The sequence below is a fragment of the Cryobacterium sp. TMS1-20-1 genome, assembly GCF_004402355.1.
In the GTDB taxonomy this organism is placed as follows: Bacteria; Actinomycetota; Actinomycetes; order Actinomycetales; family Microbacteriaceae; genus Cryobacterium; species Cryobacterium levicorallinum.
This window is the reverse complement of the sequence record NZ_SOGF01000026.1, coordinates 118,480-144,982: the sequence shown is the minus strand read 5'-3', so window position 1 is coordinate 144,982 and position 26,503 is coordinate 118,480. Positions and strand designations below refer to the sequence as shown.

Below are 26,503 nucleotides of genomic sequence, written 5' to 3'. Positions count from 1 at the left end.
GATCGGACAGGATCTGACCGATCGGTCAACTAGCCTGTGGTCGTGCCCATTCTTCCTGCGACATCCGCTGCACCGCCGGCCGGCGGCATCCGCTCACAAACCGGCGCCGATCTGCGCCAGGTCGCGCTGACCCAGTTCGCCTCGGTGGGATTTGCGGCAACCTCGCTGCAGAATATTGCCGACATCGCGGGCTTCTCCAAATCCAGTGTGCTCTACCACTTCGCCTCCAAAGAGGTGCTGCTCGAGCAGGTGCTCACGCCGGCCATCGACCAGCTCGAGGTTGTTCTCGACCGCTTCGTGACCGCGCCCGAGAGCATTGCCACCCGTGAGCGGTTCGTCGACGACTTCATCGACTTTCTGCTCGAGTTTCGGCTGGAACTGCACACCTTCATCAACCAGGCCCAGTCGCTGCGCGGCATCGCCATCATCGACCGGGCCGGACTGCTCATCGTTCGTCTCGCCGCGAGTATCTGCCACGACGACGCGAGCAATGAAGACCGCCTGCGGTTCGGCTTCGCCCTCGGCGGTGCCGCCTACTCGCTCGTGGCCGGCATGACCTTTCTGGGCGAGGCTACCCTGCCCGACGACGACCTGCGTCCGGCGCTGCGCACCGTGATGACCGAACTGCTCGCCCCCGTCTCCGTGCACCCGCGCCCCGCTCACTCCTGAATTTCTGCGCCGTCCGAAAGTAGTTTTCATGGCAACCGTTCTGTATCGTCTCGGCCACTTCGCCTACCGGCGGGCCTGGCTCGTCATCGGTATCTGGGTGCTGCTGCTCGCCGGCATCTTCGGCGGCGGCGTAGCCCTCAACGGCCAGACGCAGGAGTCCTACGCGATCCCCGGCACCGAGTCGCAGGATGCCATCGACTCGCTCGCCGCGGTGTTCCCCTCGGCGGCCGGCGCGCAGGTGCAGGTCGTCTATCACGTGCCGAGCGGGGCATCCATTGATGATGCGCCGTACCGGGCCGCCATCGAAAGCATGGCCACAGAGATCGGCGCCATCGACGGCGTCGACACCGTGATCACCCCGTTCAGCGACTACGCAGCGGATGCCGTCTCGAGCGACTCCGAGACCGCCTTCAGCCAGGTGGCGCTCACTGGGCAATCCACCGACGTGTCCACGGACACCCTCGACGCCCTCGTGGCCACTCGGTCGATCGGGGAGGACGCCGGCTTGCAGGTCGCGTTCGGCGGCCAGGTCTTTCAGGACAACACCTTCGGTATCACCGTCACCGAGGTGCTCGGCGTGCTCTTCGCCGGCGTCGTGCTGCTCATTACCTTCGGTTCCCTGCTCGCCGCCGGCATGCCGCTGCTCATGGCCATGATCGGCGTCGGCGTCGCCATCGGCGGCATCACCGCGGTGAGCGCCTTCGTCTCGGTCTCGAGCACCGCCCCCATGCTCGCGCTCATGCTCGGGCTCGCGGTCGGCATCGACTACTCGCTGTTCATTTTGTCGCGGCATCGATCCCAGCTGGCTACCGGCATGAAACCGCACGAATCGGCCGCGACGGCCGTCGCCACCGCCGGTGGCGCCGTGGTCTTTGCCGGCATCACCGTGATCATCGCCCTGCTCGGACTACTCGTGGTCGGCATCCCCTTCTTGAGCGTGATGGGACTCGGCGCCGCATTCGCCGTGCTGGTCTCGATCGGCGTGGCCGTGACCCTGCTGCCCGCCGTGCTCGGCGTGGTCAAGGGCAAACTCATCCCCAAGGTCGGCGGACGGACCCACCGCCGGGCGACCACCCCCGACGATGGAAGACCGACCCTGGGCCGGCGCTGGGTCGGACTGGTACTCAAAGCCCCGATCGTCGCCGTCATCGTGGTGGTCGGCGTGCTGGGAACCCTCGCCATTCCCGCACTCAGCCTCGACCTCAACCTGCCGGACGGCGGCTCCGAACCGGCCGGCTCCACCCAGCGGGAGGCCTACCAGCTCATCAAGGACGGCTTCGGCCCCGGCTACAACGGCCCGCTCATCGTCGTCGTCGACATCACCCAGACCACCGACATCTTCGGCGACCTCGACACCATCGGCGCCCAGATTCGCGACCTGCCGGGCGTCGCCTACGTGGGCACGGGTACCCCAAACCCCACCGTCGACACGGCCATCATTCAGGTGATGCCCGACAGCGCACCGGATGCCGCGGCCACGAAAGACCTCGTGCAAATGATTCGAGACCTCGGCCCGGGCATCACCGCGAGCCTCGGCACCCCGATCGCCGTCACCGGCGCGACGGCCGTCGGCATAGACATCTCCAACCGGCTGACCGACGCGCTCATTCCCTTCGCGCTCATCGTGGTTGGGCTCTCGATCATTCTGCTCATGATGGTGTTTCGCTCCGTCTTCGTGCCGATCAAGGCCGCGCTCGGCTTTTTACTGTCGGTGTTCGCCGCCATCGGCGCCACCGTGGCGATCTTTCAGTGGGGCTGGTTTCCCGACCTGTTCGGCGTAGAAAACCCCGGCCCCATCCTCAGCTTTCTGCCAATTCTGCTCATGGCGGTCTTGTTCGGCCTCGCGATGGACTACGAGGTGTTCCTCGTCTCGGGAATGCGCGAGGAATTCATGCGCACCGGCAACGCCCGGCAATCGATCATCCACGGCTTCGCCCATGCCGGCCGGGTTGTCACCGCCGCGGCCCTGATCATGTTCTTCGTCTTCTTCGCGTTCGTCCCCGACGGCACCGGCGCCATCAAAGGCATCGCCTTCGCTCTGGCTATCGGTGTCATGCTCGACGCCTTCCTGGTGCGCATGACGCTCGTTCCGGCCGCGATGGCACTCGCCGGAAACGCCGCCTGGTGGCTGCCACGCTGGCTCGGGCGGCTGCTGCCGAACGTCGACATCGAGGGGGAGGGACTGCGCCAGCACCTGCACGACAGCGCGTGGGCGGCGGAGCAGACCGATGCGATCACGGCCGATGAAGTCGTCTTCGGCCTCGAGACCGCGCCGATCGGTCCGCTCAGCCTGAGTATTCCGGCTGGTTCGCTCGTGCGGCTCACCGGCACGGCCGGCCACCGCCGGGTCGTCGCGGCCACCCTGGCCGGGCGACTCGATCCAGTCAGCGGACGACTGCAGGTGCTCGGCTACCCGCTGCCATCCGACCGGCAGCAGGCCCTGCGCCGGGTTGCCCTCGCCGATATCGGTGAGCATCGGGACACCGAGATCACCGTCGGAGAACTGCTCGCCGAACGGCTGCGGCTCACCCTGCCCTGGTACCGGACTGCCTCGGTCGCCAGCCGTCGCGCCGACTGGATCAGCAGTATTAACCGGGCCCTGGGTGCCGGTCAGCCGGTGACGGCCGCCACGACGATTTCGGCGCTACCGGCCCACGGTCGGGCGACCGTGCTGTTCGCGGCGGCGCTCACCGAACGCCCCGGTGTGGTCTTCGTCGACCTCGGCGAGGGCCTCCCCGAGCCTTTCCTGGGCCGGGACCTGGCGACGGTACTGGCCATGCTGGCACCCCCGACAACCACGCTGGTGCTCGGCGCTGCACGCTTCGACATCGATGGCCCGGAATCGGCGCACGATCGACCGTGGCAGCAGATCGATCTCGACGCGCCAGTTGACGTCGACCTGATGATGGATTCCCTCGATGGAAAGGCCCTGCAGCGATGAGCACCGCACTCGACAAACTGTTCAGCCGTACCCCGCGGCGGCGGCGGCTGACCGTCGCCGCTCTCGTGGCCGTCGTGGTCGCCGTGCCGCTCGCCGTGGCCGGACTGTTCACGGTGGCTCTCGTCTCGGCCGATGACCGGGTCGACACCATTCCCGCGATCGTCGTGAACAACGACGAATTCGTCACGACCACCCTGCCGGACGGCACCGAACAACAGGTTCTAGCCGGTCGATTGCTCGTGACCGAACTGACCGCGCCCAGCGCCAGCGATGCCAGCACGGCCGGATTCGACTGGACCATCTCCAACACGGCCGACGCGCAAGCGGCGCTCGCCGCCGGAGACGCCTACGCGATTCTGACCATCCCCAGCGATTTCTCCGCCTCGATCACCTCGCTCTCAGGCAGCACCCCGGTGCAGGCCGACCTCGATATTCGCACCGATGACGCCCATTCCTACCTCGCCGGCTCGCTGGCCCAATCGGTCGGCTCGGCCATGACGGGCGCCTTCGGCCAGGCGATCACCGCGCAGTATCTCGAAGGCCTGTACACGAATCTCGCCCTGCTTGGCTCGTCCCTCACCGATGCCGCCGACGGCGCGGCCGCGCTCTCCACCGGGGTGAGCGGGGTCAAGGCCGGCCTCGATTCCCTTGCGGCCGGCACGGCGACCGCCGCTACCGGGGCGGCATCCGCTGCCAGCGGAGCGACGAGTTATGCCTCGGGCGTGGCCTCCTATACCGACGGCGTCACCGGGCTGAGCGCGGGGCTGACCGAGCTGAAGTCCGGCGCCGGCGCGCTGGCTCCGCTCGAAACCGGGCTCCCGGCCTACGCCTCTGGAGTGCAGGGAACGGCGGCAGCGTTCACGGCCCTCAACGCGCAGATGCAGGCCGACCCGAATGTCGCAGCCTACGCCGGCGCGCTCGCGCAAATTCAGGGCGGCCTCACCGCACTCGGCGCCCAAAGCTCGGGCATCGGGGCAGCCGGCACCGGAATTGGGTCGGTGCTGGACGGCATCTCGTCGAGTGCGAACGGTGCGCTTACGCTAGCGGCCGGCGGCCCAGCCCTGTCGAGCGGTGCAAGCGATCTCGCGACCGGTGTGCAAGGAATTTCCGCCGGGCTCGGTACCCTCTCTTCCGGCACCGAGTCGGCCCAGGCCGGGACGCACGCACTGGAAGCCGGGGCCGCCGAGCTCGCGACCGGGCTGGCGGACGGCGCGGCGGGGGCATCCGTTTTCACCGAGACCGATGCCGCGACCACCGCCGCGGTCGTCTCCGAGCCGGTCAGTGTCACGACCGAGCGCGACCACGCGATCGACTCGGCCGGCCCGATCATCGGTATGATTTTCGTGCCGGTCGGCCTGTGGATCGGCGCCCTCGTCGTCTTTCTGCTGTTCACACCGCTCACAGCATCCGCCCTGGCTTCGACGACGAGCACCGGCCGGTTGCTGCGTCGCGGCCTCGGCCGGGCCTTCGCCATCGTTGCCGGCCAGGCCGTTCTGGTCACCGTGCTGCTGCATACCGCCCTCGATGTGGCGTGGACGCTGCTGCCGGCCACCCTCGGCTTCGCCCTGCTGCTGGCCTTCGTGTTCGTGGCCGTGCAGCACTGGCTGAGCGTCGCGTTCGGTCGGGTCGGCATCGTCATCTCGCTCGTGCTGCTCGCCCTGCAACTCGCCGCGGCGAGTGGGCTGTACCCGATCGAACTCGTTGCCGCCCCGTTCCAGGCGTTGAGCCCCTTTCTGCCGCTGACCTGGGCCATGAACGGCCTGCAGGCGATTGTCAGTGAAAGCGGGGGAGCGGATGTTGCCGCCGCCGCCGCAATACTGCTCCTGTTCGCGATCGGTAGCGTGCTGCTCTCGTTCTGGAGTGTGGCCCGGGCGCGCGGAGCCCGCTCGTTCGGGCTGGGGCTGGCCAGGGCGTAGGGCGCGGTGCCCCCCATGAGATTGGGGGGCGACTGGTATCCTTGGGAGGGCAACACAGGCGTGCACCGCGGGTGTGCCCGGAACGGATGATCCATTACTTATTCAGCCGACTCCACGCGGTTCGACCGCGACCAGACCGCACTCGACGATTCGGGGGCTGACGCTGCGCCCGATGACACCGCAACCGGTGCCTACACGCTCGTCGTCGTCTCCAACCGGCTGCCGGTCGATTTCGAGGAAGGCGACGACGGTGCCGCCACCTGGCGCACTTCACCCGGCGGCCTGGTCACCGCACTCGAACCGCTCATGCGTGCGTCAAACGGCGCCTGGGTCGGCTGGCCCGGCGTCGCTGATCGCTCCTTTGCGCCGTTCGATAATGACGGCATCTCGCTCGTGCCCGTGCGGCTCAACGAAGAAGACATTGAGGACTACTACGAGGGCTTCTCCAACGACACCCTCTGGCCGCTCTACCACGACGTTATTGCGCCGCCGAGCTATCACCGCGAAACCTGGGACGCCTACGTCAGGGTGAACCGTCGATTCGCTGCCGCCGCAGCAGCGGTCGCCGCCCCCGGAGCCACGGTCTGGGTGCACGACTACCAGCTGCAGCTTGTTCCGCGCCTGCTGCGGGAGGCCCGCCCCGACCTCGTCATCGGCTTCTTCAATCACATTCCATTTCCGCCATATGGCATTTATGCGCAGCTGCCCTGGCGTAAACAGATTCTGCACGGCCTGCTCGGCGCCGACGTTATCGGCTTTCAACGGGTAGCGGATGCCGGCAATTTCTCCCAAGCGGTGCGTCGCCTCTATGGCTATGCCACCCGCGGCGTCGTTATCGACGTGCCCACCGGCGACAACGGCCAGAGCGGGCAGACCGGCCAGAGCGGGCAGACTGGAGAGACTCGTCGTGTCATCGCCAAGCACTTTCCCATCTCGATCGACGCGGCCGCCTACGAAGAACTGGCCAGACGCCCCGATATCCAGGCCCGCGCACGTCAGATTCGGGAGGACCTCGGCAACCCGAAAACGCTCATGCTGGGCGTCGACCGGCTCGACTACACCAAGGGCATCGGCCACCGCATCAAGGCCTTCGGGGAACTGCTCGCCGACGGACGCCTGAGTGTCGAAGACGTCACCCTGGTGCAGATCGCGAGCCCGTCCCGCGAACGGGTCAGCACCTATATGGCCCTGCGCGACGAGATTGAACTCGCCGTCGGTCGACTCAACGGTGACTTCTCCACGATCAGCCACACCGCCATCAGCTATCACCACCACAGCTACCCGCGTGAAGAAATGGTCGCGATGTATCTCGCCGCTGACGTCATGCTCGTTACCGCGCTGCGTGATGGCATGAACCTCGTCGCCAAGGAATACGTGGCCGTGCGCTTCGATGCCGACGGGGTGCTCGTGCTGAGCGAGTTCGCCGGCGCCGCCGATGAACTCAAACAGGCCATCCTGATCAATCCGCACGACATCGACGGCACCAAGGACGCCATCGTGCGCGCGGTCGAGATGCCGCGGCGGGAACGCGCCAGGCGTATGCGATCGCTGCGCCGCAAGGTCGCGGAGAACGATGTTGCCGCCTGGTCGGCCTCGTTCCTGCGGGCCCTCACCGGCGGCGCTGCCGTGGCGGCCGGAATCCCCGACGATCTCGACCTGGCCTTGCAGAATCTTGCCGGTGCCGAGAACGTGCTCATCGCCCTCGACTTCGACGGAACGCTGGCCCCGCACGTTGACCACCCCGAAGACGCCCGTGCAATCACCGGCACCCGGGAAGCCGTTCAAGCCCTGCTCGACCTGCCCGGGGTGCGCGTAGCCTTCGTCTCGGGGCGCGCCCTGGTGAGTCTGCAGCACGTTGCCCAGCCGCAGAGTTCGGTGTTGCTCACCGGCTCGCACGGCATCGAGGTTCAGCTGGACACCCCCGAGATTGAACTCAACCTGGTCTCCTCTGAGCTCGAACAGCTCGACACCCTTGCCCGGGTGCTCACCAGCATCTCCGGATCGATTGCCGGGACCACCATCGAGCGCAAGCCCGCCGGTCTGGCCCTGCACACCCGGCTCGCGACCGAGAAAGACGGCCAAACTGCCCAGCGCGAGGCAAGGGAACAACTCACCGATCAGCTGCCCGGACTTACCGTTCGCGAAGGTAAGAACGTGCTGGAATTCTCGGTACGCTCCAGCACCAAGGGCGATGCCCTCGAGAAGCTGCGCGAGTACACCGGGGCCGACCGGGTGTTCTACGCCGGCGACGATGTGACCGATGAAGACGCTTTCGCGGCATTGCGTGACGACGATCTCGGCCTCAAGATCGGCCAGGGCGCAACTCTCGCCGGCTACCGGGTGCGCAGCCCCAAGGAAGTCACTCAGGTCCTCGTGCGCATCGCCGCACTCCGTGCTGGCCTTGCGCTTTGAGGACCCATTGAAAATAGAGGGCGCCCTGAGGTTCTAGACTCGGAGGCATGTCTGAGATCGATGTGAAACCCCGTAGCCGCGCCGTCACGGATGGAATCGAGGCCACCACATCCCGTGGAATGCTTCGCGCCGTCGGCATGGGCGACGCCGACTGGGACAAGCCCCAGATCGGCATTGCGAGTTCGTGGAACGAGATCACGCCGTGCAACCTCTCGCTCGACCGCCTCGCCCAGGCCGCCAAAGAAGGCGTGCACTCCGGTGGCGGCTACCCGCTGCAGTTCGGCACCATCTCGGTCAGCGACGGCATTTCGATGGGCCACGAGGGCATGCACTTCTCGCTCGTCTCGCGTGAGGTCATCGCTGACTCGGTCGAGGTCGTCATGCAGGCCGAACGCCTCGACGGTAGCGTGCTGCTGGCCGGTTGCGACAAATCCCTACCCGGCATGCTCATGGCCGCCGCCCGCCTCGACCTCGCCAGCGTGTTCCTCTACGCCGGATCGATCGCCCCGGGCTGGGTCAAACTTTCCGACGGCACCGAAAAAGACATCACCATCATCGACGCGTTCGAGGCCGTTGGCGCGGTCAAGGCCGGCCGCATGAGTGAAGCGGATGCGAAGCGCATCGAGTGCGCGTTCGCTCCGGGCGAGGGCGCCTGCGGCGGTATGTACACCGCGAACACCATGGCCAGTGTCGCGGAAGCCCTCGGAATGAGTCTGCCCGGCTCGGCGAGCCCGGCATCCGCTGACCGTCGCCGTGACTATTTCGCCCACCGCTCGGGCGAGGCCGTGGTCAACATGCTGCGCCTCGGTATCACCGCCCGCGACATCCTCACCCGCAAGGCATTCGAGAACGCCATCGCCGTGGCCATGGCCTTCGGCGGCTCCACCAACGTCGTGCTGCACCTGCTCGCCATCGCCCGCGAGGCCGAGGTCGAGCTGACCCTCGACGACTTCAACCGCATCGGCGACAAGGTTCCGCACATCGGCGACCTCAAGCCGTTCGGCAAGTACGTCATGAACGACGTGGACCGCCAGGGCGGCGTGCCCGTCGTCATGCGCGCGCTGCTCGAAGCCGGCCTGATCCACGGCGACGCCCTCACCGTGACCGGCAAGACCGTCGCCGAGAACCTTGCCGAGATCGACCCACCCGACCTCGACGGCGAGGTGCTGCGCACCCTGGACAACCCGATCCACAAGAGCGGTGGCATCACCATCCTCAAGGGCAGCTTCGCGCCCGAAGGTGCTGTGGTGAAGACCGCCGGCTTCGACGCCGCCGTCTTCGAAGGCCCCGCCCGGGTGTTCGAGCGGGAGCGCGCGGCGATGGACGCCTTGACCGAGGGGAAAATCTACAAGGGTGACGTCGTCATCATCCGCTACGAAGGCCCGAAGGGCGGGCCGGGAATGCGCGAGATGCTCTCGATCACCGCCGCCATCAAGGGCGCTGGGCTCGGCTCCGATGTACTACTATTAACGGACGGTCGATTCTCAGGCGGCACAACCGGACTGTGCATCGGCCACATAGCACCCGAAGCGGTGGACGCAGGTCCAATCGCCTTCGTGCGCGATGGTGATCTGATACGGGTCGATATCGCAGCTCGCACGCTTGACCTACTGGTCGCACCTGCTGAGCTGGCCGCCCGGCAAGTCGGCTGGGCACCTCTTCCCCCGCGCTATACCCGGGGCGTGCTGGCAAAGTACGCAAAGCTCGTGCATTCCGCCGCCGAAGGCGCCATCACCGGCTGACGCTGCGCACCGGCTCACCGGCACACCCCGTGGGGACACGCTGATAGATGTCGCAAGACCGATTTCAAAGTAGGGATTCTACGATCATGACCACGGAAACCACGCCTGTGCCCTCGGCCCCCGCGTCCGCGGAGCCGGAAATGCTCACCGGTTCGGGGGCGATCATTCGCACCCTGGAGCTGCTCGGTGTTACCGACGTTTTCGGTATCCCCGGCGGCGCCGTCATCCCGCTGTACGACGAGCTGATGACGCAAACCAAGATCCGCCACATTCTGGTGCGCCACGAACAGGGTGCCGGTCATGCCGCCGAGGGTTATGCCTCCGCAACCGGCCGGGTCGGCGTGGCGATCGCCACGAGCGGACCGGGTGCCACCAACCTGGTCACGGCCATTGCAGACGCCTACATGGACTCGGTCCCGCTGCTCGCGATCACCGGCCAGGTCTTCTCGACGTCCATGGGAACGGATGCCTTCCAGGAGGCCGACATCATCGGCATCACGATGCCGATCACCAAGCACTCCTTCCTGGCTCGCCGGGCAGAGGAGATTCCGGCGGCCATCGCCTCGGCGTACCACATCGCCTCGACCGGACGCCCCGGCCCGGTGCTCGTCGACATCACCAAGGACGCGCAGCAGAACTTGGCACCGTTCATCTGGCCGCCGAAGCTCGACCTTCCTGGTTACCGGCCGATCGTCAAGGCCCACGGCAAGCAGGTGCAGGTTGCGGCCCAGTTGCTGCTCAATGCCAAGAAGCCGGTGCTCTACGTGGGCGGCGGTGTGATCCGGGCCAAGGCCTCACCCGAGCTCCTCGTGCTCGCCGAGACGACCGGCGCACCGGTCGTGACCACCCTGATGGCACGTGGCGCCTTCCCCGACTCGCACCCGCAGCACCTCGGAATGCCGGGCATGCACGGCACCGTTCCCGCCGTGCTCGCGCTGCAGGAGAGCGACCTCATCATTTCGTTCGGAGCACGCTTCGACGACCGGGTGACCGGAAAGATCAGCGAATTCGCCCCGAATGCGAAGATCGTGCACGTTGACGTCGACCCGGCCGAGATCTCCAAGATCCGTCTGGCCGATGTACCCATCGTCGGTGATGCCAAAGATGTCATCGCCGATCTCATCGTTGCCTGGCAGGAGGCGGTTCAGGCCGCCGCCCCCGACGCCGGTGTTCCCGACACCGCTGAGTGGTGGACCTACCTGCGTGGCTTGAAAGACGAGTTCCCGCTCGGCTTCACCGAGCCCACCGACGGCCTGTTGGCCCCGCAGTACGTGATCCAGCGAATCGGCGAGCTCACCGGCCCGGAAGCGGTCTACGCGGCCGGCGTTGGCCAGCACCAGATGTGGGCGGCGCAGTACATCAAGTACGAGCGTCCCAATTCCTGGCTCAACTCGGGTGGAGCCGGCACTATGGGGTACTCGGTTCCCGCGGCGATGGGCGCCAAGGTCGCCGAGCCGGACCGCGTGGTCTGGTCGATCGACGGCGACGGCTGCTTTCAGATGACCAACCAGGAACTCGCCACCTGCACGATCAACAAGATCCCGATCAAGGTCGCGATCATCAACAACTCCTCCCTCGGCATGGTGCGCCAGTGGCAGTCGCTGTTTTACGACGGGCGGCACTCCTTCACCGACCTGAACACCGGTCACGGCACCGCCATGGTTCCGGACTTCATCAAGATGGCGGATGCCTATGGTGCGCTCGGAATTCGGGTCACCAGCAAGGACCAGGTCGATGACGCCATCAAACTGGCCCTCGCCACCAATGACCGCCCCGTCGTCATCGACTTCATTGTGAGCCCCGGCGCCATGGTGTGGCCGATGGTTCCGCAGGGAGTCAGCAACAGTTTCGTTCAGTACGCCAAAGACCATGCACCCACCTGGGGAGACGAGTAACCGTGACGAGCCACGTTCTGAGCCTGCTCGTCGAGGACAAGCCCGGCCTGCTCACGCGCGTCGCCGGCCTGTTCGCGCGTCGCGGCTTCAATATTGAGAGCCTCGCCGTGGGGCACAGCGAGATCGCCGGGCTGTCCCGCATCACGATTCTGGTTGACGTCGAGGACATCCCGCTCGAGCAGGTGACGAAGCAGCTCAACAAGCTGATCAATGTGATCAAGATCGTCGAACTCGACCCCACCCAGTCGGTGCAGCGCGAACACCTCCTGATCAAGGTCAAGGTGGACAACACGACCCGGTCGCAGGTGCTCGAAGCGGTCACCCTGTTCCGAGCCCGGGTCGTCGACGTCGCCGCCGACGCCCTCGTCATCGAGGTCACCGGTGACACCGGCAAGACCCAGGCGTTCTTGCGCATTCTCGAGCCGTTCGGAATTCGCGAACTTGCGCAGTCGGGCATGCTCGCCATCGGCCGCGGTTCCAAATCGATTACCGAACGCGTCTTCAAAAACTAACGGTTTCAACTTTTTCTACTAATCAATTCACGAGGAGAAATACACATTGTCTGAGATTTTCTACGACAAAGACGCCGACCTGTCGATCATTCAGGGCAAGAAGGTGGCCGTCATCGGCTACGGCTCGCAGGGTCACGCCCACGCGCAGAACCTGCGCGACTCCGGCGTCGAGGTCAAGATCGGCCTGAAGGACGGCTCCAAGAGCAAGGCCAAGGCCGAAGAAGCCGGCTTCACCGTGCTGTCCACAGCGGATGCCGCGGCCTGGGCCGACGTCATCGTCATCCTCGCGCCCGACCAGGTGCAGCGTCACCTGTACAAGGACGACGTGCTGCCGAACCTGGCTGCCGGTAAGGCCCTCGTCTTCGGACACGGATTCAACATCCGCTTCGGGTACATCACGGCGCCCGACGGCGTTGACGTCGTCATGGTCGCCCCGAAGGGTCCGGGCCACACCGTGCGCCGCGAGTTCGAAGCCGGTCGCGGCGTTCCCGTGATCGTCGCCGTCGAGAAGGACGCCTCGGGCAACGCCTGGCCGCTCACCCTCAGCTACGCCAAGGCGATCGGTGGCCTGCGCGCCGCCGGCATCAAGACCACCTTCACCGAAGAAACCGAAACCGACCTGTTCGGCGAGCAGGCAGTGCTCTGCGGCGGTACCTCACAGCTGATCCAGTACGGCTTCGAGGTTCTCACCGAGGCCGGCTACCAGCCGCAGGTTGCGTACTTTGAGGTGCTGCACGAGCTCAAGCTCATCGTCGACCTCATGTGGGAGGGTGGCATCGCCAAGCAGCGTTGGAGCGTCTCCGACACCGCCGAGTACGGCGACTACGTCTCCGGCCCGCGCGTCATCGACCCGAGCGTCAAGGAGAACATGAAGGCCGTTCTCGCCGACATCCAGAGCGGCGCATTCGCCGAGCGCTTCATCGCCGACCAGGACAACGGCGGAGTCGAGTTCCTCGCCCTGCGCAAGAAGGGCGAAGAGCACCCGATCGAGGCCACCGGCCGCAGCCTGCGCAAGCTCTTCGCGTGGAATGCCTCGAACGACGACGACTACACCGACGGTTCGGTGTCGCGCTAAGCATCCGCTTAGATTGAGGAAGGGGTTCTCGTTCGCGAGAGCCCCTTCTTCGTTCCCCGGCACGAGCGTCGAAAGGGCAAACGAATGACAACGGATGCCGTGGGCACCGAAAATCAAACGGTGTGGCGCAACCGTATGTCGGCCCTGGCCATGCTCGGCGTGTGCCTCTACGTGTTCATCGACGTGGTGCTGCAATTTCTGCCGCCGCACTACAGCCCGATCAGCGACGCCGAGAGCAACCTCGCGGTCGGGCCGTTCGGCTGGATCATGAACCTCAATTTTCTCGGGCGAGCGGTGTTCTGCGTCGCCGCCGTCGTGGCGATCGCGCTGGCGGCCAGGCTGCTGGTCCCACGGCGTCGGGACCTGTTGCTCGGCGCCGGCCTCGGGCTGTTTCTTGTCGGGGGAGCCAGCTCGGCCGTGCTCGCTTTCTTTCCGACCGATGTCAGCGCGTCCCACGAGAGCACCCTGCAGACGTCGACCACCGTCGGCGCCATCCACCTGGCCGTAGCGTCCTTCGGCTTCGTCGCGGCCCTGATCGCCATCCTGCTACTCACGGCCTGGTTGCGCATCCGCCGGGTTATGCCGCGGGTGCAGCCATGGGCGATAGTTTTCGCGGCGCTCACCCTTACCGGTCTGCTCGCAGTCGTCGCCGCCAGTGCCTGGGCGCCCGGTGTGATCGGGCTCGCGGAGCGCCTGGCCCTCGTGGGTATTCTGGGATGGACGTGGTGCGTGAGCGCCGGAATCCGTCGACTGGCCTGACTTACACCAGCCGGCCCGCGCTGAACACTCGGTGAACAGAATGATCTCACTGCCAAGTATTCGGCAGTCGCCCCCAAACTGGGGTGATGTCTACTCTCTCTCGACGTGATCTCTTCTCGGCCGGTGTTTTCGTTGTTGCCGGCGCCGCAGCAGCGACCGTGGGCGGCCAGTCAGCGAGCTCGAACGCCGCCGTCCTGTCTGCCGGCACCCGATTCGACCACGGGGTTGCCTCCGGAGACCCGCTGCCCGACGGCATCCTGCTCTGGACTCGGGTCACTCCGATGACCGAAGCCGCACCCGGATCGGGCCTGGGCCCCGACGTCTCGGTGACCTGGGAGGTGGCCGAGGACTCGGGCTTTTTGCGGGTCGCAGCGAGGGGCACGACCATAACCGGTGCAGCCCGGGATCACACGGTGAAGGCGACACCGACCGGGCTGCGGCCGTCCACCAGCTACTGGTTTCGCTTCAGTTCCGGCGGAGTCGTTTCCCCGGTCGGTCGCACCAAGACAGCCCCGGCCGCCGGTGTCGCCATCGATCGCCTGCGCCTCGGTGTCGTGTCCTGCGCCAACCTGCAGGCGGGCTTCTTCACCGCGTACCGTCACCTCGCCGATCGCGGCGACCTCGACGTCGTGCTGCACCTCGGGGACTACCTCTACGAATACGGCGTCGGTGAGTACCAGGCCCGTGACGTGGTCGTGCGGCCACACGACCCCACGACCGAAATGATCACCCTCGAGCACTACCGTCGTCGGCACGCGCAGTACAAATCCGACCTCGATCTGCAGTCGCTGCACGCCGCGGTGCCCTTCATCGTCACCTGGGACGACCACGAATCCGCCAACGATGCCTGGTCGGAGGGCGCCGAAAACCACACCGAGGGCAACGAGGGCACATGGAAGGCGCGGCGGGAGGCATCCCAGCAGGCTTATGCCGAGTGGATGCCGGTGCGCTACGACGTGGGCGGCCAGCTCTATCGTCGCTTCGGCTTCGGCGACCTGGCGAGTGTGTCGATGCTCGACCTGCGCAGCTACCGCAGCGAGCAGGCCGCAAACATCGTCAGCGCCGACATCTCCAGCCCCGACCGCACCATCACCGGCACCGCACAAATGGACTGGCTCCTCGACGGGTTCACGCAAACCGACACGCAGTGGAAACTGGTGGGGAACCCGGTAATGATCGCGCCGGTGCGCTTTCCGTCGACGTTGTCCACCGCCGAGATCGGGGGAGTGCAGGCCCTCCTCGGTACCACGATGATCGACGGCGTGCCGTACAACGTCGACCAGTGGGACGGCTACGCCGCCGATCGCAGTCGTGTGATCAGTCACCTGCGCGACCACGGCGTCACGGATACCGTCTTCCTCACCGGGGACATCCACTCCGGCTGGGCCTGCGACATTCCGGCCGACCCGCTGACCTACCCGACAACCGGCACCTCCGTCGCCACCGAACTGGTCTGCACCTCGGTGACCAGCGACAATCTCGACGACATTCTCGGGGTGCCGCCGCGCACCGCGTCCCTCGCCGTTGAAACCGCGTTCCGGACCGCGAACCCGCACGTCAAATACCTCGACTTCGACTCGCACGGCTTCTCCGTGCTCGAGGTGACACCGGCAGCGGTGCGGATGGACTGGTACGTGCTGTCGGAGCGCACCAGCCCGGCGTCCACGAGCTCACTGTCGACGTCGTTCCGGGTCGCGGCCGGTACGCAGACGGTGACGGCCGCGTTGTGAGCGGCCTCGATTCGCTGACAGCGGTGAGCCAAGCAGACGGCATCGCCAACCGTCGGACATTTCTCAAGATCGCCGTGGGCGCCGGAGCTGCCGTCGTGCTGTCCGCAGCGCCGGGAGCGGCCTGGGCCGCGGCATCCGCTGCTGCAGACCCAAGAGCCCCCGCCGCCCGTACCCGGGTGTACGTGCTGGTCATTGACGGATGCCGCCCCGACGAGATCACGCCTGAGCTCACACCCCGCCTGCACGCGCTGCGTACACAGGGCGTCAATTTTCCGGCGGCCCGGTCGCTCCCCATTATGGAGACCATCCCCAATCACGTCATGATGATGACCGGCGTCCGGCCGGACCGCTCCGGTGTTCCGGCGAATGCCGTTTACGACCGTGCTGAAGGTGTTGTGCGCAACCTGGACCGACCGAGCGATTTGCGGTTTCCGACCGTGCTGGAGCGGCTGCGAACCGGGGGCCTGACCACCGGATCGGTGCTCAGCAAGGAGTACCTGTTCGGAATATTCGGCGAACGCGCGACCTACCGGTGGGAGCCGGCGCCGCTCGTACCGGTGAGCGGCCACGCGCCCGACCAGTTCACGATGGACGCCCTCATCGCCATGGTCACGGCGTCCGACCCCGACCTGGTCTTCGCCAACTTCGGCGACATCGACCGGTTCGGGCACTCTGACGAAACCGGCTCTTCGGTCAAGATCGCCCGCACCGCGGCTCTGGCCCGGAGCGACTCTCAGATCGGTCGTTTCGTCGATCACCTGGTCGCTGTCGGGCTCTGGGAGAGCAGTGTCATCATGGTGCTCGCCGACCACTCGATGGATTGGTCGATCCCCTCGAACGTGATCTCGATTGATCTGATTTTGCAGGATCACCCGGCACTGCGCGAGCAGGCCGTCATCGGTCAGAACGGCGGCGCCGACCTGGTGTACTGGGTGGACAGCGACGCCGGCCGTGCTGCCGGACTCGCCGAAGTCCGTGCTTTGGTCACGGCCCACGAGGGGGTGCTCGCGGTGCATGAACCGGCAGAGCTGCGACTGGGTGCAAACGCCGGTGACCTCGTGGCCTACTGCCGGGCGGGCTGGCGCTTTTCTGATCCAGCCGTGCTGTCGAATCCGATTCCGGGCAATCACGGGCATCCGACGACGGAGCCGATTCCGTTCTTCATCTCCGGTGGAAGCCCGCGCGTGCGCACCGGAATCACCCTGTCGGACTCGGCGCGCACGATGGACGTAGCACCGACGGTGGCGGCTTTGTTCGGTCTCGCAGCGCCGGCCGGTGGCTATGACGGAGTCGACCGGGCGGTGGCCTTCACCTCCGTGTGAAAACCCGGTGATTACCCCAATATAGGTAGAGTCGAGGAACGCACCGGTCGCATGGCCGGTTCCGCTGGTCCTGTGCACCGACGCACCGCTTCGCCGCAAGTCCTGCAAAACGGGGGCCTGTGGGGCCTTCGTTCCACTCGTGTAAGGCCGGTACCACCATGACCTCAGGCAACAACACCGGCGACGTCAAGCTGGTCGCCCCTGCCCCCCTCGACGACGGTCCGCTTCCCAAATGGAAGATCGTTGGCCCCGGACTGGTCGTGGCCGCGACCGGCGTCGGAGCCGCCGACATGGTCGCCACCCTCGTCGCCGGATCCCGATACGGGTACGCCCTGCTCTGGGCGGTCATTCTCGGTGTGATCCTCAAGATCGTGCTGGTCGAGGGCGCCGGCCGGTACACCCTCGCTACCGGCATGACCATCTTCGAGGGCTGGCGGTCCCTCGGTAAATGGACCACCTGGTACTTCGGTCCGTACATCATGCTGTGGGGCTTCGTCTACGGGGCCACCGCCATGTCCTCGGCTGCCCTGCCCCTCGCCGCACTGTTCCCGGTCTTTCCGCTGCCGGTCTGGGCCGTTCTCATGGGTCTCGCCGGTCTCACCATGGTCTGGTTCGGCCGCTACGCCTTCTTTGAGAAGGTCACAGCAGTGCTCGTCGGCATCATGTTCATCACCGTCGTCGGCCTCGCCGTCATCGCCGTGCCCGACTTTCCGGCCATGCTCGCCGGCCTCGTGCCGATCATCCCTGAGGGGGGAGTGCTCTACACGCTCGCTTTGGCCGGCGGTGTCGGCGGCACCATCACCCTCGCCGCTTACGGCTACTGGCTACGCGAAAAGGGTTGGTCCACTCCGCGCTGGATGAAAGTCATGCGCATCGACAACCGCATGGCCTACGTCATGACCGGCATCTTCGTCGTCGCCATGCTCATCGTCGGCGCCGAGGTGGTCGCCGCTGCCGGTATCACCCTGAGCGCGGGGGACAAGGGATTGCTCGACCTCTCCACGGTGCTCAACGAGAAGTACGGCGTCGTCGTCGGTACCGGATTTCTGGTGGGCTTCTGGGCGGCATCGTTCTCATCGATCATCGGTGTGTGGAACGGCGTGAGCCTCATGTTCGCCGACTTCTGGGGCAATATGCGCGGTAAGAAGTCCGGCCACCCCGACACCCTCGTCGGTGGCAAATACTTCAAGTTCTACCTGTTATGGCTCACCTTTCCGCCCATGATCCTGTTTTTGCTCGGCTCACCGATCGGCCTCATTCTGGCCTACGGCGTACTCGGCTCACTATTCATGCCGTTTCTCGCCATCACCTTGCTGGGACTGTTGAACGGCAAGCGCATCCCGCGGGAATGGCGCAATAAGTGGTTCACCAACGGTGCGCTGGGCATCTGCGCGCTGCTCTTCATCGTGTTGGGCGTGCAACAACTGGTCACCGCTCTGAAGCCGCTGTTCGGGTAGCTTCGGCGGCAACCGGATACTCTGGAAAAATGAATGCCACACGCGACGACGATGCGCTGAACTGGGCCGGTGACGACGACCCGACGCTGGCTCCCGGGGGAACCGGTCGGGCCGCGCCCGAGACGACCAGCCTGCCGGAGGGGTGGACCACCCCCAAAACGGATGCTGCCCCCACCGACACCGCAGCGGATGCTGCCCCCACCGACACCGCAGCGGATGCCGAGAAGACCGAATCGGATGGCGCGGCCGCGAGCTCGGCCGCCCTGGTGGGCATGGGTATCCTCGCCGGAATGTACCTGCTCTACTCGATCGGCTGGTTCATTGGCGTGTCCCGTCTCGCGCGTTCGACGGTTCTCACTTCGGGCGATCCCGTCGCCGATTTTATGACTTCCCTCGGCGGTTGGCTGGCCGTGGCGGCACCCGTGATCTGGTTTGGGGCGACCTTCTGGCTCACCCTGAGCCGGCCGCGCGCACGCTGGGTCTGGTTGCTGATCGGCGCGGTCGTTTTGATTCCCGTGCCCTTCCTGCTCGGATCGGGGATCCCCGGATGAGCGACCTCGAGCCCACCGGCACCGTTGGTACGAATACCGTGCACCGTCGCCGCCCGCCGCGCTGGATCCTGCTGACCATCGCACTGTTCATCGGACTGTTCTACGCCTACGACGTCTGGGAAGCCATCGGCAACCTGGTCGGTCTGAACCTGCAGGCGCAGTCCCTCGACACCCAGCTGAGCGGCTTCGGTTGGGCCGTGCTGATCTTTGCGGTACTCCTGCCGGTGATGGTCTACGCCCTCGCCTTCTGGCTCGGCCGCAACCGGGCCTTCGGAGTGCAGGCGCTGACCCTGCTCGTCGGACTCTGTGCGGTTGCTGCCCTGTCGCTCGACATCGCCACGGTGTTCGGCCTCGGTCGGCTGATCGCCTGACTAGATCACGGCGACCACGATCAGAGCCATCAGCACCAGTTGGGCGATGAGTCGGGGAACGAACGGAATCGCGATCCGCCCGAATCGTTTCTTGTGCCGGGCGGCGTAGGCGTTAGCCGGAAACACCGCCGCCAGAAACAGCACGAGAGCCCCAGCGGCTAGCAGCATAGTCGGGGGATACAGCAACCCGAAGCCGCCGGCCAGCTCGCACAGCCCAGTGAACAGTACGAGGTTGGTCGGGTTGGCCCAGCCCGCCGTGCGCAGTCGCGGCGGAATCATCGCCGCCATGGTGCGCTGCACCGAGGGCAGAAAATGGATGATCCCGGCGCCGATGAAGACCACCGCGAGAATAACCCGCAGGGCCAGTTGGAGTCCGTCTATTACGTCGCTGCTCATGGCTCTATTGTGCAGCCGGTAGGGTGGAAAAAGAGTGGCGCCTATTGCCCTGCCACCAACACCCGCAATCTAAGGATCCGATTTTATTGTCGAAGCCCGTCGTCCTGATCGCCGAAGAACTTTCCCCCGCCACCGTCGATGCTCTCGGGCCCGACTTTGACATTCACCAGGTAGACGGCACGGATCGCTCCGCGCTGTTCGCCGAGCTCGCCACCGCGCAGGCCGTTCTGGTGCGCTCCGCCACCAAAATGGATGCCGAAGCGATTCAGGCCGCTCCGTTCCTGAAGGTCATCGCTCGTGCGGGCGTCGGCCTGGACAACGTTGACATTAAGGCCGCCACCGCGGCCGGCGTCATGGTCGTCAACGCTCCCACCTCCAATATCATCTCGGCCGCTGAGCTGACCGTCGGGCACATCCTGAGCCTCGCCCGTCACATCCCCGCCGCCTCCGGCGCTCTCGCCGACGGTCAGTGGAAGCGCTCCAAGTACACCGGCACCGAGCTGTACGAAAAGACCATCGGCATCATCGGTCTCGGCCGCATCGGCGCCCTGATCACCGCGCGCATGCAGGCCTTCGGCACCAACGTCATCGCCTACGACCCCTACATCACCTCGGCGCGCGCCCAGCAGCTCGGCGTGACCCCGGTCACCCTCGATGAACTGCTCGCGCAGTCCGACTTCGTCACGATCCACATGCCGAAGACGCCGGAGACCACCGGAATGATCGGTGCAGCCCAGCTCAAGCTCATGAAGCCGACCGCGTTCGTCGTGAACGTCGCCCGCGGCGGCCTCATCGACGAAGACGCACTGCACGAAGCCCTCGTCGCCGGCACCATCGCCGGCGCCGGCCTCGACGTGTTTGTCAGTGAACCGCCGACCGGCTCGCCGCTGCTCGGCCTCGACAACATCATCACCACGCCGCACCTCGGTGCGTCGACCGACGAGGCGCAGGAGAAGGCCGGCGTCTCCGTCGCCAAGTCCGTGCGCCTCGCACTGTCGGGCGAGCTCGTGCCCGACGCGGTCAACGTCGCCGGCGGAGTCATTGACCCCTATGTGCGCCCCGGCATCCCGCTGGTCGAAAAGCTCGGCCAGGTCTTCTCCGGCCTCGCCGCCCACAGCCCGCTCACGAGCGTCGACATCGAGGTGCGCGGCGAACTCGTCGCGTACGACGTCAGCGTGCTCAAGCTCGCCGCGCTCAAGGGCATCTTCACCAATGTGGTCAGCGAAACCGTCTCCTACGTCAACGCGCCGTTGCTGGCCGAGCAGCGCGGTGTCACCGTGCGCATGCTCACCGACGCCGAGTCGCCCGAGTACCGCAACGTGATCACCCTGCGCGGAGCCCTCGCCGATGGTTCGCAGGTCTCCGTCTCGGGTACCCTCACCGGCACCAAGCAGATCGAGAAGATCGTCGAGATCAACGGTTACGACGTCGAGGTTCCGTTCGCCAAGAACCTTATCGTCATGCTTTACACCGACCGCCCCGGAATCGTCGCCGTGTATGGCCGCGAATTCGGTAACGCCAACATTAACATCGCCGGCATGCAGATCGCCCGCCACGTGGCCGGCGGCAAGGCTCTCAGCGTTCTGACCGTCGACTCCGAGGTTCCAGCCGGTCTGCTCGCCTCTGTTCGCGCGGCCATCGAAGCCGAGATCATGGTGGAGATCGCCCTCACCGACTAGCTCTCTTCAAAACGGATGCGAGTGGGCAGAGGCCAGGCCGGCGCCCACTCGCATCCGCTGTTAAACGACTCCGACGCGCGAAGTGAGTCCGAAGGGTCGCAAATCGTACTGCCGGGGTTGGTTTTAGGACGTTTTACGATCCCGCGCGGCGTGGGCAGCGGGATATCCGGTTCAGGTCTGCGGCAGGAGCCGGCCGATCAGGGTGATCAGCCGGGTCATGGACTCGGCGGTGTGGTCCTGTGGCGCCAGTTCGTGTTCGGCCAGCGAACTGTTGACGTAGAGTCCGTCGCTAATGAGCATGATCGCCTCGGCGGTATCCGGGTCGTGGACAGCGTCTTCGATGACCGAGAGCCAGCGGCGCCGAATATCGCCGAGCACCTGCATGGCTCGTGGATCGCGACCCTGGGCGAGGCGGGAGCCAGCGATGTAGGCGCGGTCGAGCGGGCTGCCGGTGTGCACCGAGGTTCGAATGAGGTAGTCGACCGGGCCGGCCGGGGCCGTGCGGATGTTCTCGGCATCCTCGTTCGCGAGCGCATCGAGACGGGCCAGCATGCCCTCGATCAGGGCGCCTTTTGAGCTGAAGTGATAAAGCAGTCCGCCCTTGGAGACCGCAGCGGCCGCCGCGACGGCATCCAGCGTCGCCGAGCGCTCTCCGCCCTCGACCAGCAACTCCTCGAAGGCATCGAGCAGACGATCCCGGGTAGGAACGGATGATGCTGGCACATTTTTCGACATTGGCCCATGGTACCGAAATGGGCGGGCTTCACGCTGGACAACTATACCGTCCAGCCGGTACAGTAAACCTTGTGCCGCTGAAGGAGCGGTCGCAGAAACTACCCAGAGAGTGTTGAGATCGTGTCTGCCCCTGTTGTTCCCACCAAGCCCCCTGACCTGACCAGCACCGCCCTGAGCAGCGCTACCCCGCAGGCGCGCGGCGCCGTGTCCGCTCTGACAGTCGTGCACGATCGCCGACGATGGTGGGCGCTCGCGGTGCTGATGCTTCCGGTGCTGCTGGTGTCGATCGACAACACCGTGCTCAACTTTGCGCTCCCCGCCATCTCGGAGGCGACTCGGCCGACCGGGGTGCAGCTGCTCTGGATGGTCGACATCTACCCGCTCGTGCTCGCCGGCCTGCTCGTGGCCATGGGCAGCCTTGGCGACCGCATTGGACGTCGCCGCCTGCTGATGATCGGTTCGACCGGTTTCGGAGTGGTGTCGGTGTTCGCGGCCTTCGCCCCGAGCATCGAGGGGCTCATCATCGCCCGCGCCGCCCTCGGATTCTTCGGCGCCATGCTCATGCCGTCGACTCTGTCGCTGCTGCGTTCCACCTTCGTCGACCGCGACCAGCGTCGCCTCGCTATCGCGATTTGGGCCACCGGCTTTGCGGCTGGCAGCGCCCTTGGCCCGGTGGTCGGCGGCATTCTGCTCGAGCACTTCGCCTGGGGCTCGGTCTTTCTGATCGCCGTTCCCGTTCTGCTGCCGCTGCTCGTGCTGGCGCCAATTCTGGTGACCGAATCGCGGGATCCGCACCCGGGGCGCATCGACCTGCTCAGTATTGCCCTCTCACTCGGCACCATGCTGCCGATCGTTTACGGCATCAAGAGCATCGCCGAGCACGGCGTGACCTGGATCACGGTCGCCCCGATCGCGCTCGGACTGGGGCTCGGCGTCTGGTTCGTGCGTCGACAGCTGCATGTGCCGAACCCCATGCTCGACATGGGGCTGTTTCGACGCGGCGCTTTCAGCGGCGCGGTCGGCGTCAACCTGCTCAGTGTCACGGCGCTGGTCGGCTGCCTGTTCTTCATCTCGCAGCACCTGCAGCTCGTGCTCGGGCTGTCGCCGTTGAACGCTGGGCTGGTGCTCGTTCCCGGCCTGGCCGCGATGATCGTGGCCGGACTGCTGATCGTGCCGATTGCACGCCGGGTACGGCCGTCGCGGGTGGTGCCCGTGGCGCTGCTGGTGTCGGTGGCTGGATTCGCGTCGATCGCGCTGCGCGGCGGTGCAATCGATGCGTTCTGGATCGGCGTCGCCTTCGTGCTGCTCGGCATCGGAATCGGCGCGGCCGAAACCGTCTCGAACGAGCTCATCGTGGCGACCGCGCCGGCCGACAAGGCAGGGGCAGCATCCGCTGTGTCTGAAACAGCCTACGAACTGGGAGCGGTGCTCGGAACGGCCGTACTCGGCACCATCCTCACCGTGTCCTACCGGGCGGCGGTACTGTTGCCGGACGGCCTGAGCGCGGCCGACCGGCTGGCGGCGGGGGAGACTCTCGGCGGGGCGGTGTCCGTGGCCGGCCATCTTTCGCCCGCGGCCGGGGAGCAGCTGCTCGAGTCGGCCCGACACGCCTTCGACAGCGGTGTGGGTCTGACCGCCTGGATCGGCGTCGCGCTGGTGCTCGGAGCGGCCGTCGTGGCGCTGCTGTCGCTGCGCCGGGCCCGCTAAAGCCCGCGAAAGCGGGTGACGCGTTGCTTCGCGAGTGCTGAAGCAACACTGCACCCGCTTTCGCGAGCTGTGGGTTAGAGGTCGTCGATCGAGTTCTCGCGACGGGTGACCTGCTCGCCGTTTGCCGGGTCGGCGATCGTGCGGGTGGTGCTCACGCTGTTACGACGCCGCGTCATCAGCACAATGCCGAGGATTGTCACGAGCGCTCCGGCCGCGAGCAGAATATAGCCGACGAGCGTCAGGTCGACGCCGGTGACGGTCACGTCGAGGGCCCAGACCAAAATGGCGCCCACGACGAGCAGAAAGATTCCTAGTCCGATACTCATGATTTCCCGCTCTCCATTGGTGGTGCCCTGGGGACAATCCTAGGCACTCCGGCGACAAAGGTAAGGTTTGACTATACGCAATTCAGGTGTTCGTTGACTGTTTCGGAGCCACATGTCTCGTACTATCAAACTCGCTGTCATTCCCGGAGACGGGATTGGACCGGAAGTTGTCGCTGAGGCCGTGAAGGTACTCGGCGCTGTCACCGCGCGTGATGACGTCACGATTGAGACGAGCACCTTTCAGCTGGGCGCCGCGCGGTTCCTTGAAACCGGTGATGTGCTCACCGACGCCGACCTCGCGTCGATCCAGCAGCACGATGCGATTCTGCTCGGCGCCGTCGGCGGCGTTCCCGGCGACCCCCGGCTGAAAGACGCCAATATTGAGCGGGGCTTGCTGCTCGGCCTGCGCTTCGCCCTCGACCACTACGTGAACCTGCGGCCCTGCACGATCTACCCCGGAGTGACGAGCCCGCTCGCCGCCCCCGGCGTGGTTGACTTCGTCGTCGTGCGTGAGGGAACCGAAGGTCCCTACGTCGGCAACGGCGGCGCCATTCGCCGTGGCACCCCGCAGGAGGTCGCCAACGAGGTCTCGGTCAACACCGCCTACGGCGTGGAACGCGTCGTGCGCTACGCCTTCGAGGTCGCCCAGGGGCGTGAGCGCAAGCGCCTCACCCTCGTGCACAAGACCAACGTGCTGGTCTTCGCCGGCAGCCTGTGGCAGCGCATCGTGAACGAGGTGGCGCTGGAGTACCCCCAGGTTGCGGTGGATTACCTGCACGTCGACGCGGCGACCATTTTCTTCGTCACGAATCCGGGTAGATTCGATGTACTCGTCACGGACAACCTCTTTGGCGATATTCTCACCGACCTGGCAGCGGCAATCAGCGGCGGCATCGGCCTGGCAGCCTCCGGCAATATCAACCCGACGGGCCGCTTTCCCAGCATGTTCGAGCCGGTGCACGGCTCGGCCCCCGATATCGCCGGCCAGCAACTCGCCGACCCGACCGCGGCCATCCTCTCGGTGGCGCTGCTGCTCGATCATCTCGGGCTGACGGATGCCGCGGCTCGCGTCAATGACGCGGTTGCCGACGACCTGGCGCGCCGCTCCGCTTCGGTGCGACGCAGCACGGCTGAGGTGGGAGACGCCATCGTGACGCTTTTGACAGACAAGGTACTCAAATGAGCAAGACCACAACGTTTCCCCTGAACTTCACCGTCACCCCGTCGACCGAGGCCCGCGCCGAAGCCGAACGCGCCGAAATTCTCGCCGACCCGGGATTCGGCAAGCACTTCACCGACCACATGGTCACCATTGACTGGTCGGTCGATGCCGGCTGGCACGACGCCCGCGTCACGCCCTACGGACCGCTGCTGCTCGACCCAGCCTCGTCGGTGCTGCACTACGGCCAGGAGATCTTCGAGGGTCTCAAAGCGTACCGGCACGCCGACAACTCGATCTGGACCTTCCGGCCCGAGAAGAACGCCCAGCGCCTGCAGCGTTCCGCGCACCGGCTGGCTTTGCCCGAGCTGTCCGTCGACGACTTCATCGAGTCGATCAGGCAGATGATCGCGATCGACGGCGACTGGGTTCCGTCAGCGCCGGAGACGAGCCTCTACTTGCGCCCGTTCATGATCGCCAACGAGAGCTTTCTCGGCGTGCGCGCCGCCCATCAGGTGAGCTTCTACGTCATCGCCAGCCCGGCCGGCGCCTACTTTGCCGACGGCGTTGCCCCGGTGAAGATCTGGCTGTCGACCGAATACTCCCGCGCCGGTCGCGGCGGTACCGGCGCCGCCAAGTGCGGCGGCAACTACGCCGCGTCGCTGCTGCCCCAGATGGAAGCCTACGAAAACGGCTGTGCCCAGGTGCTCTTTCTCGACGGCGAGACCGGCAGTCACATCGACGAGCTCGGCGGTATGAACGTGTTCTTCGTGCACGGCACCGACACGCTCGTCACGCCGCGCCTGACCGGATCCATTCTGGAAGGCGTCACCCGCGACAGCATCATGCAGCTCGCCCGCGATCGAGGTATGACGGTGGAGGAACGCGAGGTGACGCTGGGGGAGTGGCGCGAGGGTGTCGCATCCGGTGCCATCACCGAGGTCTTTGCCTGCGGAACCGCCGCCGTCGTCACCCCGATCGGCCAGCTCAAGGCGCGCGACTTCACGATCGGTGACGCGGATGCCCCCGCCGGCGAGATCACCCTGTCGCTGCGCCAGGAACTCACCGACATTCAGTATGGGCGCCTGCCCGACCGTCACGGCTGGCTCACCCGGCTAAGCTGAACCTTTGGGCCTTTGCGGGCGGGAA

21 protein-coding genes and 1 pseudogene are annotated in these 26,503 nt (G+C 66.0%); 19 read left to right on the top strand and 3 right to left on the bottom strand.

The features are described from left to right. The first annotated feature begins 42 nt into the window (after positions 1–42). The 15 genes and pseudogenes from E3O45_RS06355 (at position 43) to E3O45_RS06290 (ending at position 19,352) form a co-directional block, all read left to right on the top strand. The gene (locus tag E3O45_RS06355) at positions 43–669 is read left to right on the top strand and encodes a TetR/AcrR family transcriptional regulator (RefSeq protein WP_241978934.1); all 627 of its coding nucleotides are present in this window, start codon (positions 43–45) and stop codon (positions 667–669) included. 28 nt (positions 670–697) lie between these two features. Next, positions 698–1,783, top strand: a pseudogene (locus tag E3O45_RS18375) (MMPL family transporter); the annotation flags it as partial. Positions 1,784–1,819: 36 nt separating this feature from the next. Next, entirely contained in the window at positions 1,820–3,610 is a 1,791-nt protein-coding gene (locus tag E3O45_RS18370) for an MMPL family transporter (protein WP_370450320.1), read from the top strand. Further along, positions 3,607–5,526 (top strand): YhgE/Pip family protein, encoded by a 1,920-nt coding sequence (locus tag E3O45_RS06345; RefSeq protein ID WP_134442618.1) that lies wholly within the window; start codon positions 3,607–3,609, stop codon positions 5,524–5,526. The genes E3O45_RS18370 and E3O45_RS06345 overlap by 4 nt, the downstream gene beginning before the upstream one ends. Before the next feature lie 93 nt (positions 5,527–5,619). Further along, on the top strand, positions 5,620–7,938 hold the full coding sequence (locus E3O45_RS06340; protein ID WP_134442617.1) for a bifunctional alpha,alpha-trehalose-phosphate synthase (UDP-forming)/trehalose-phosphatase: 2,319 nt from the start codon (positions 5,620–5,622) through the stop codon (positions 7,936–7,938). A gap of 47 nt (positions 7,939–7,985) precedes the next feature. Continuing rightward, positions 7,986–9,680: a dihydroxy-acid dehydratase gene (gene ilvD, locus E3O45_RS06335; protein ID WP_104132618.1), complete on the top strand. Its 1,695-nt coding sequence runs from the start codon at positions 7,986–7,988 to the stop codon at positions 9,678–9,680. Between the two features lie 86 nt (positions 9,681–9,766). Continuing rightward, on the top strand, positions 9,767–11,575 hold the full coding sequence (locus E3O45_RS06330; RefSeq protein WP_092449284.1) for an acetolactate synthase large subunit: 1,809 nt from the start codon (positions 9,767–9,769) through the stop codon (positions 11,573–11,575). A 2-nt stretch (positions 11,576–11,577) separates the two neighbouring features. Then, positions 11,578–12,087 (top strand): acetolactate synthase small subunit, encoded by a 510-nt coding sequence (gene ilvN, locus E3O45_RS06325; RefSeq protein WP_092449283.1) that lies wholly within the window; start codon positions 11,578–11,580, stop codon positions 12,085–12,087. A 46-nt stretch (positions 12,088–12,133) separates the two neighbouring features. Beyond that, a complete protein-coding gene (ilvC, locus tag E3O45_RS06320) occupies positions 12,134–13,162 on the top strand; it encodes a ketol-acid reductoisomerase (protein WP_092449282.1) in 1,029 nt (342 codons plus the stop codon). Between the two features lie 84 nt (positions 13,163–13,246). Next, on the top strand, positions 13,247–13,921 hold the full coding sequence (locus tag E3O45_RS06315) for a DUF998 domain-containing protein (RefSeq protein WP_134442616.1): 675 nt from the start codon (positions 13,247–13,249) through the stop codon (positions 13,919–13,921). Between the two features lie 86 nt (positions 13,922–14,007). Beyond that, complete coding sequence (locus E3O45_RS06310; protein WP_134442615.1) at positions 14,008–15,651, top strand: alkaline phosphatase; 1,644 nt, start codon at positions 14,008–14,010, stop codon at positions 15,649–15,651. A 23-nt stretch (positions 15,652–15,674) separates the two neighbouring features. Continuing rightward, complete coding sequence (locus tag E3O45_RS06305; protein ID WP_134442614.1) at positions 15,675–16,973, top strand: alkaline phosphatase family protein; 1,299 nt, start codon at positions 15,675–15,677, stop codon at positions 16,971–16,973. 158 nt (positions 16,974–17,131) lie between these two features. Beyond that, the gene (locus tag E3O45_RS06300) at positions 17,132–18,430 is read left to right on the top strand and encodes an Nramp family divalent metal transporter (protein ID WP_134442613.1); all 1,299 of its coding nucleotides are present in this window, start codon (positions 17,132–17,134) and stop codon (positions 18,428–18,430) included. 29 nt (positions 18,431–18,459) lie between these two features. Further along, entirely contained in the window at positions 18,460–18,981 is a 522-nt protein-coding gene (locus tag E3O45_RS06295; RefSeq protein WP_134442612.1) for a DNA polymerase III subunit gamma/tau, read from the top strand. Continuing rightward, the gene (locus E3O45_RS06290; protein ID WP_134442611.1) at positions 18,978–19,352 is read left to right on the top strand and encodes a hypothetical protein; all 375 of its coding nucleotides are present in this window, start codon (positions 18,978–18,980) and stop codon (positions 19,350–19,352) included. Before E3O45_RS06295 ends, E3O45_RS06290 begins: the two co-directional genes overlap by 4 nt. Here E3O45_RS06290 and E3O45_RS06285 read toward each other — a convergent pair whose 3' ends face one another. Beyond that, positions 19,353–19,748, bottom strand: coding sequence for a DoxX family protein (locus E3O45_RS06285; protein WP_134442610.1), 396 nt, complete (start codon positions 19,746–19,748; stop codon positions 19,353–19,355). Positions 19,749–19,834: 86 nt separating this feature from the next. On the opposite strand from E3O45_RS06285, the gene serA reads away from it, so the two are divergent. Continuing rightward, positions 19,835–21,427, top strand: coding sequence for a phosphoglycerate dehydrogenase (gene serA, locus E3O45_RS06280; protein WP_134442609.1), 1,593 nt, complete (start codon positions 19,835–19,837; stop codon positions 21,425–21,427). Between the two features lie 171 nt (positions 21,428–21,598). Here serA and E3O45_RS18205 read toward each other — a convergent pair whose 3' ends face one another. Further along, positions 21,599–22,162 carry a TetR/AcrR family transcriptional regulator gene (locus E3O45_RS18205; RefSeq protein WP_134442608.1) on the bottom strand — a complete coding sequence of 188 codons (564 nt, stop codon included), beginning with the start codon at positions 22,160–22,162 and terminating at the stop codon, positions 21,599–21,601. 204 nt (positions 22,163–22,366) lie between these two features. Here E3O45_RS18205 and E3O45_RS06270 point away from each other — a divergent pair, with 204 nt between their 5' ends. Next, on the top strand, positions 22,367–23,869 hold the full coding sequence (locus tag E3O45_RS06270; RefSeq protein WP_241985252.1) for an MFS transporter: 1,503 nt from the start codon (positions 22,367–22,369) through the stop codon (positions 23,867–23,869). A 74-nt stretch (positions 23,870–23,943) separates the two neighbouring features. Here the strand turns inward: E3O45_RS06270 and E3O45_RS06265 are convergent, their stop codons facing one another. Next, positions 23,944–24,195 (bottom strand): DUF6458 family protein, encoded by a 252-nt coding sequence (locus tag E3O45_RS06265; RefSeq protein WP_134442607.1) that lies wholly within the window; start codon positions 24,193–24,195, stop codon positions 23,944–23,946. Between the two features lie 112 nt (positions 24,196–24,307). On the opposite strand from E3O45_RS06265, the gene E3O45_RS06260 reads away from it, so the two are divergent. Beyond that, a complete protein-coding gene (locus tag E3O45_RS06260) occupies positions 24,308–25,378 on the top strand; it encodes a 3-isopropylmalate dehydrogenase (protein WP_134442606.1) in 1,071 nt (356 codons plus the stop codon). Further along, complete coding sequence (locus E3O45_RS06255) at positions 25,375–26,478, top strand: branched-chain amino acid aminotransferase (RefSeq protein WP_134442605.1); 1,104 nt, start codon at positions 25,375–25,377, stop codon at positions 26,476–26,478. The genes E3O45_RS06260 and E3O45_RS06255 overlap by 4 nt, the downstream gene beginning before the upstream one ends. Positions 26,479–26,503: the final 25 nt, after the last annotated feature.

Bases quoted from the DNA above. Each gene is read 5' to 3' on its own strand.
- E3O45_RS06345 (WP_134442618.1), top strand. From the start codon at position 3,607: ATGAGCACCGCACTCGACAAACTGTTCAGCCGTACCCCGCGGCGGCGG.
- ilvD (WP_104132618.1), top strand. From the start codon at position 7,986: ATGTCTGAGATCGATGTGAAACCCCGTAGCCGCGCCGTCACGGATGGA.
- E3O45_RS06330 (WP_092449284.1), top strand. From the start codon at position 9,767: ATGACCACGGAAACCACGCCTGTGCCCTCGGCCCCCGCGTCCGCGGAG.
- E3O45_RS06315 (WP_134442616.1), top strand. From the start codon at position 13,247: ATGACAACGGATGCCGTGGGCACCGAAAATCAAACGGTGTGGCGCAAC.
- E3O45_RS06310 (WP_134442615.1), top strand. From the start codon at position 14,008: ATGTCTACTCTCTCTCGACGTGATCTCTTCTCGGCCGGTGTTTTCGTT.
- E3O45_RS06300 (WP_134442613.1), top strand. From the start codon at position 17,132: ATGACCTCAGGCAACAACACCGGCGACGTCAAGCTGGTCGCCCCTGCC.
- E3O45_RS06295 (WP_134442612.1), top strand. From the start codon at position 18,460: ATGAATGCCACACGCGACGACGATGCGCTGAACTGGGCCGGTGACGAC.
- E3O45_RS06290 (WP_134442611.1), top strand. From the start codon at position 18,978: ATGAGCGACCTCGAGCCCACCGGCACCGTTGGTACGAATACCGTGCAC.
- E3O45_RS06285 (WP_134442610.1), bottom strand. From the start codon at position 19,748: ATGAGCAGCGACGTAATAGACGGACTCCAACTGGCCCTGCGGGTTATT.
- E3O45_RS18205 (WP_134442608.1), bottom strand. From the start codon at position 22,162: ATGTCGAAAAATGTGCCAGCATCATCCGTTCCTACCCGGGATCGTCTG.
- E3O45_RS06265 (WP_134442607.1), bottom strand. From the start codon at position 24,195: ATGAGTATCGGACTAGGAATCTTTCTGCTCGTCGTGGGCGCCATTTTG.
- E3O45_RS06260 (WP_134442606.1), top strand. From the start codon at position 24,308: ATGTCTCGTACTATCAAACTCGCTGTCATTCCCGGAGACGGGATTGGA.
- E3O45_RS06255 (WP_134442605.1), top strand. From the start codon at position 25,375: ATGAGCAAGACCACAACGTTTCCCCTGAACTTCACCGTCACCCCGTCG.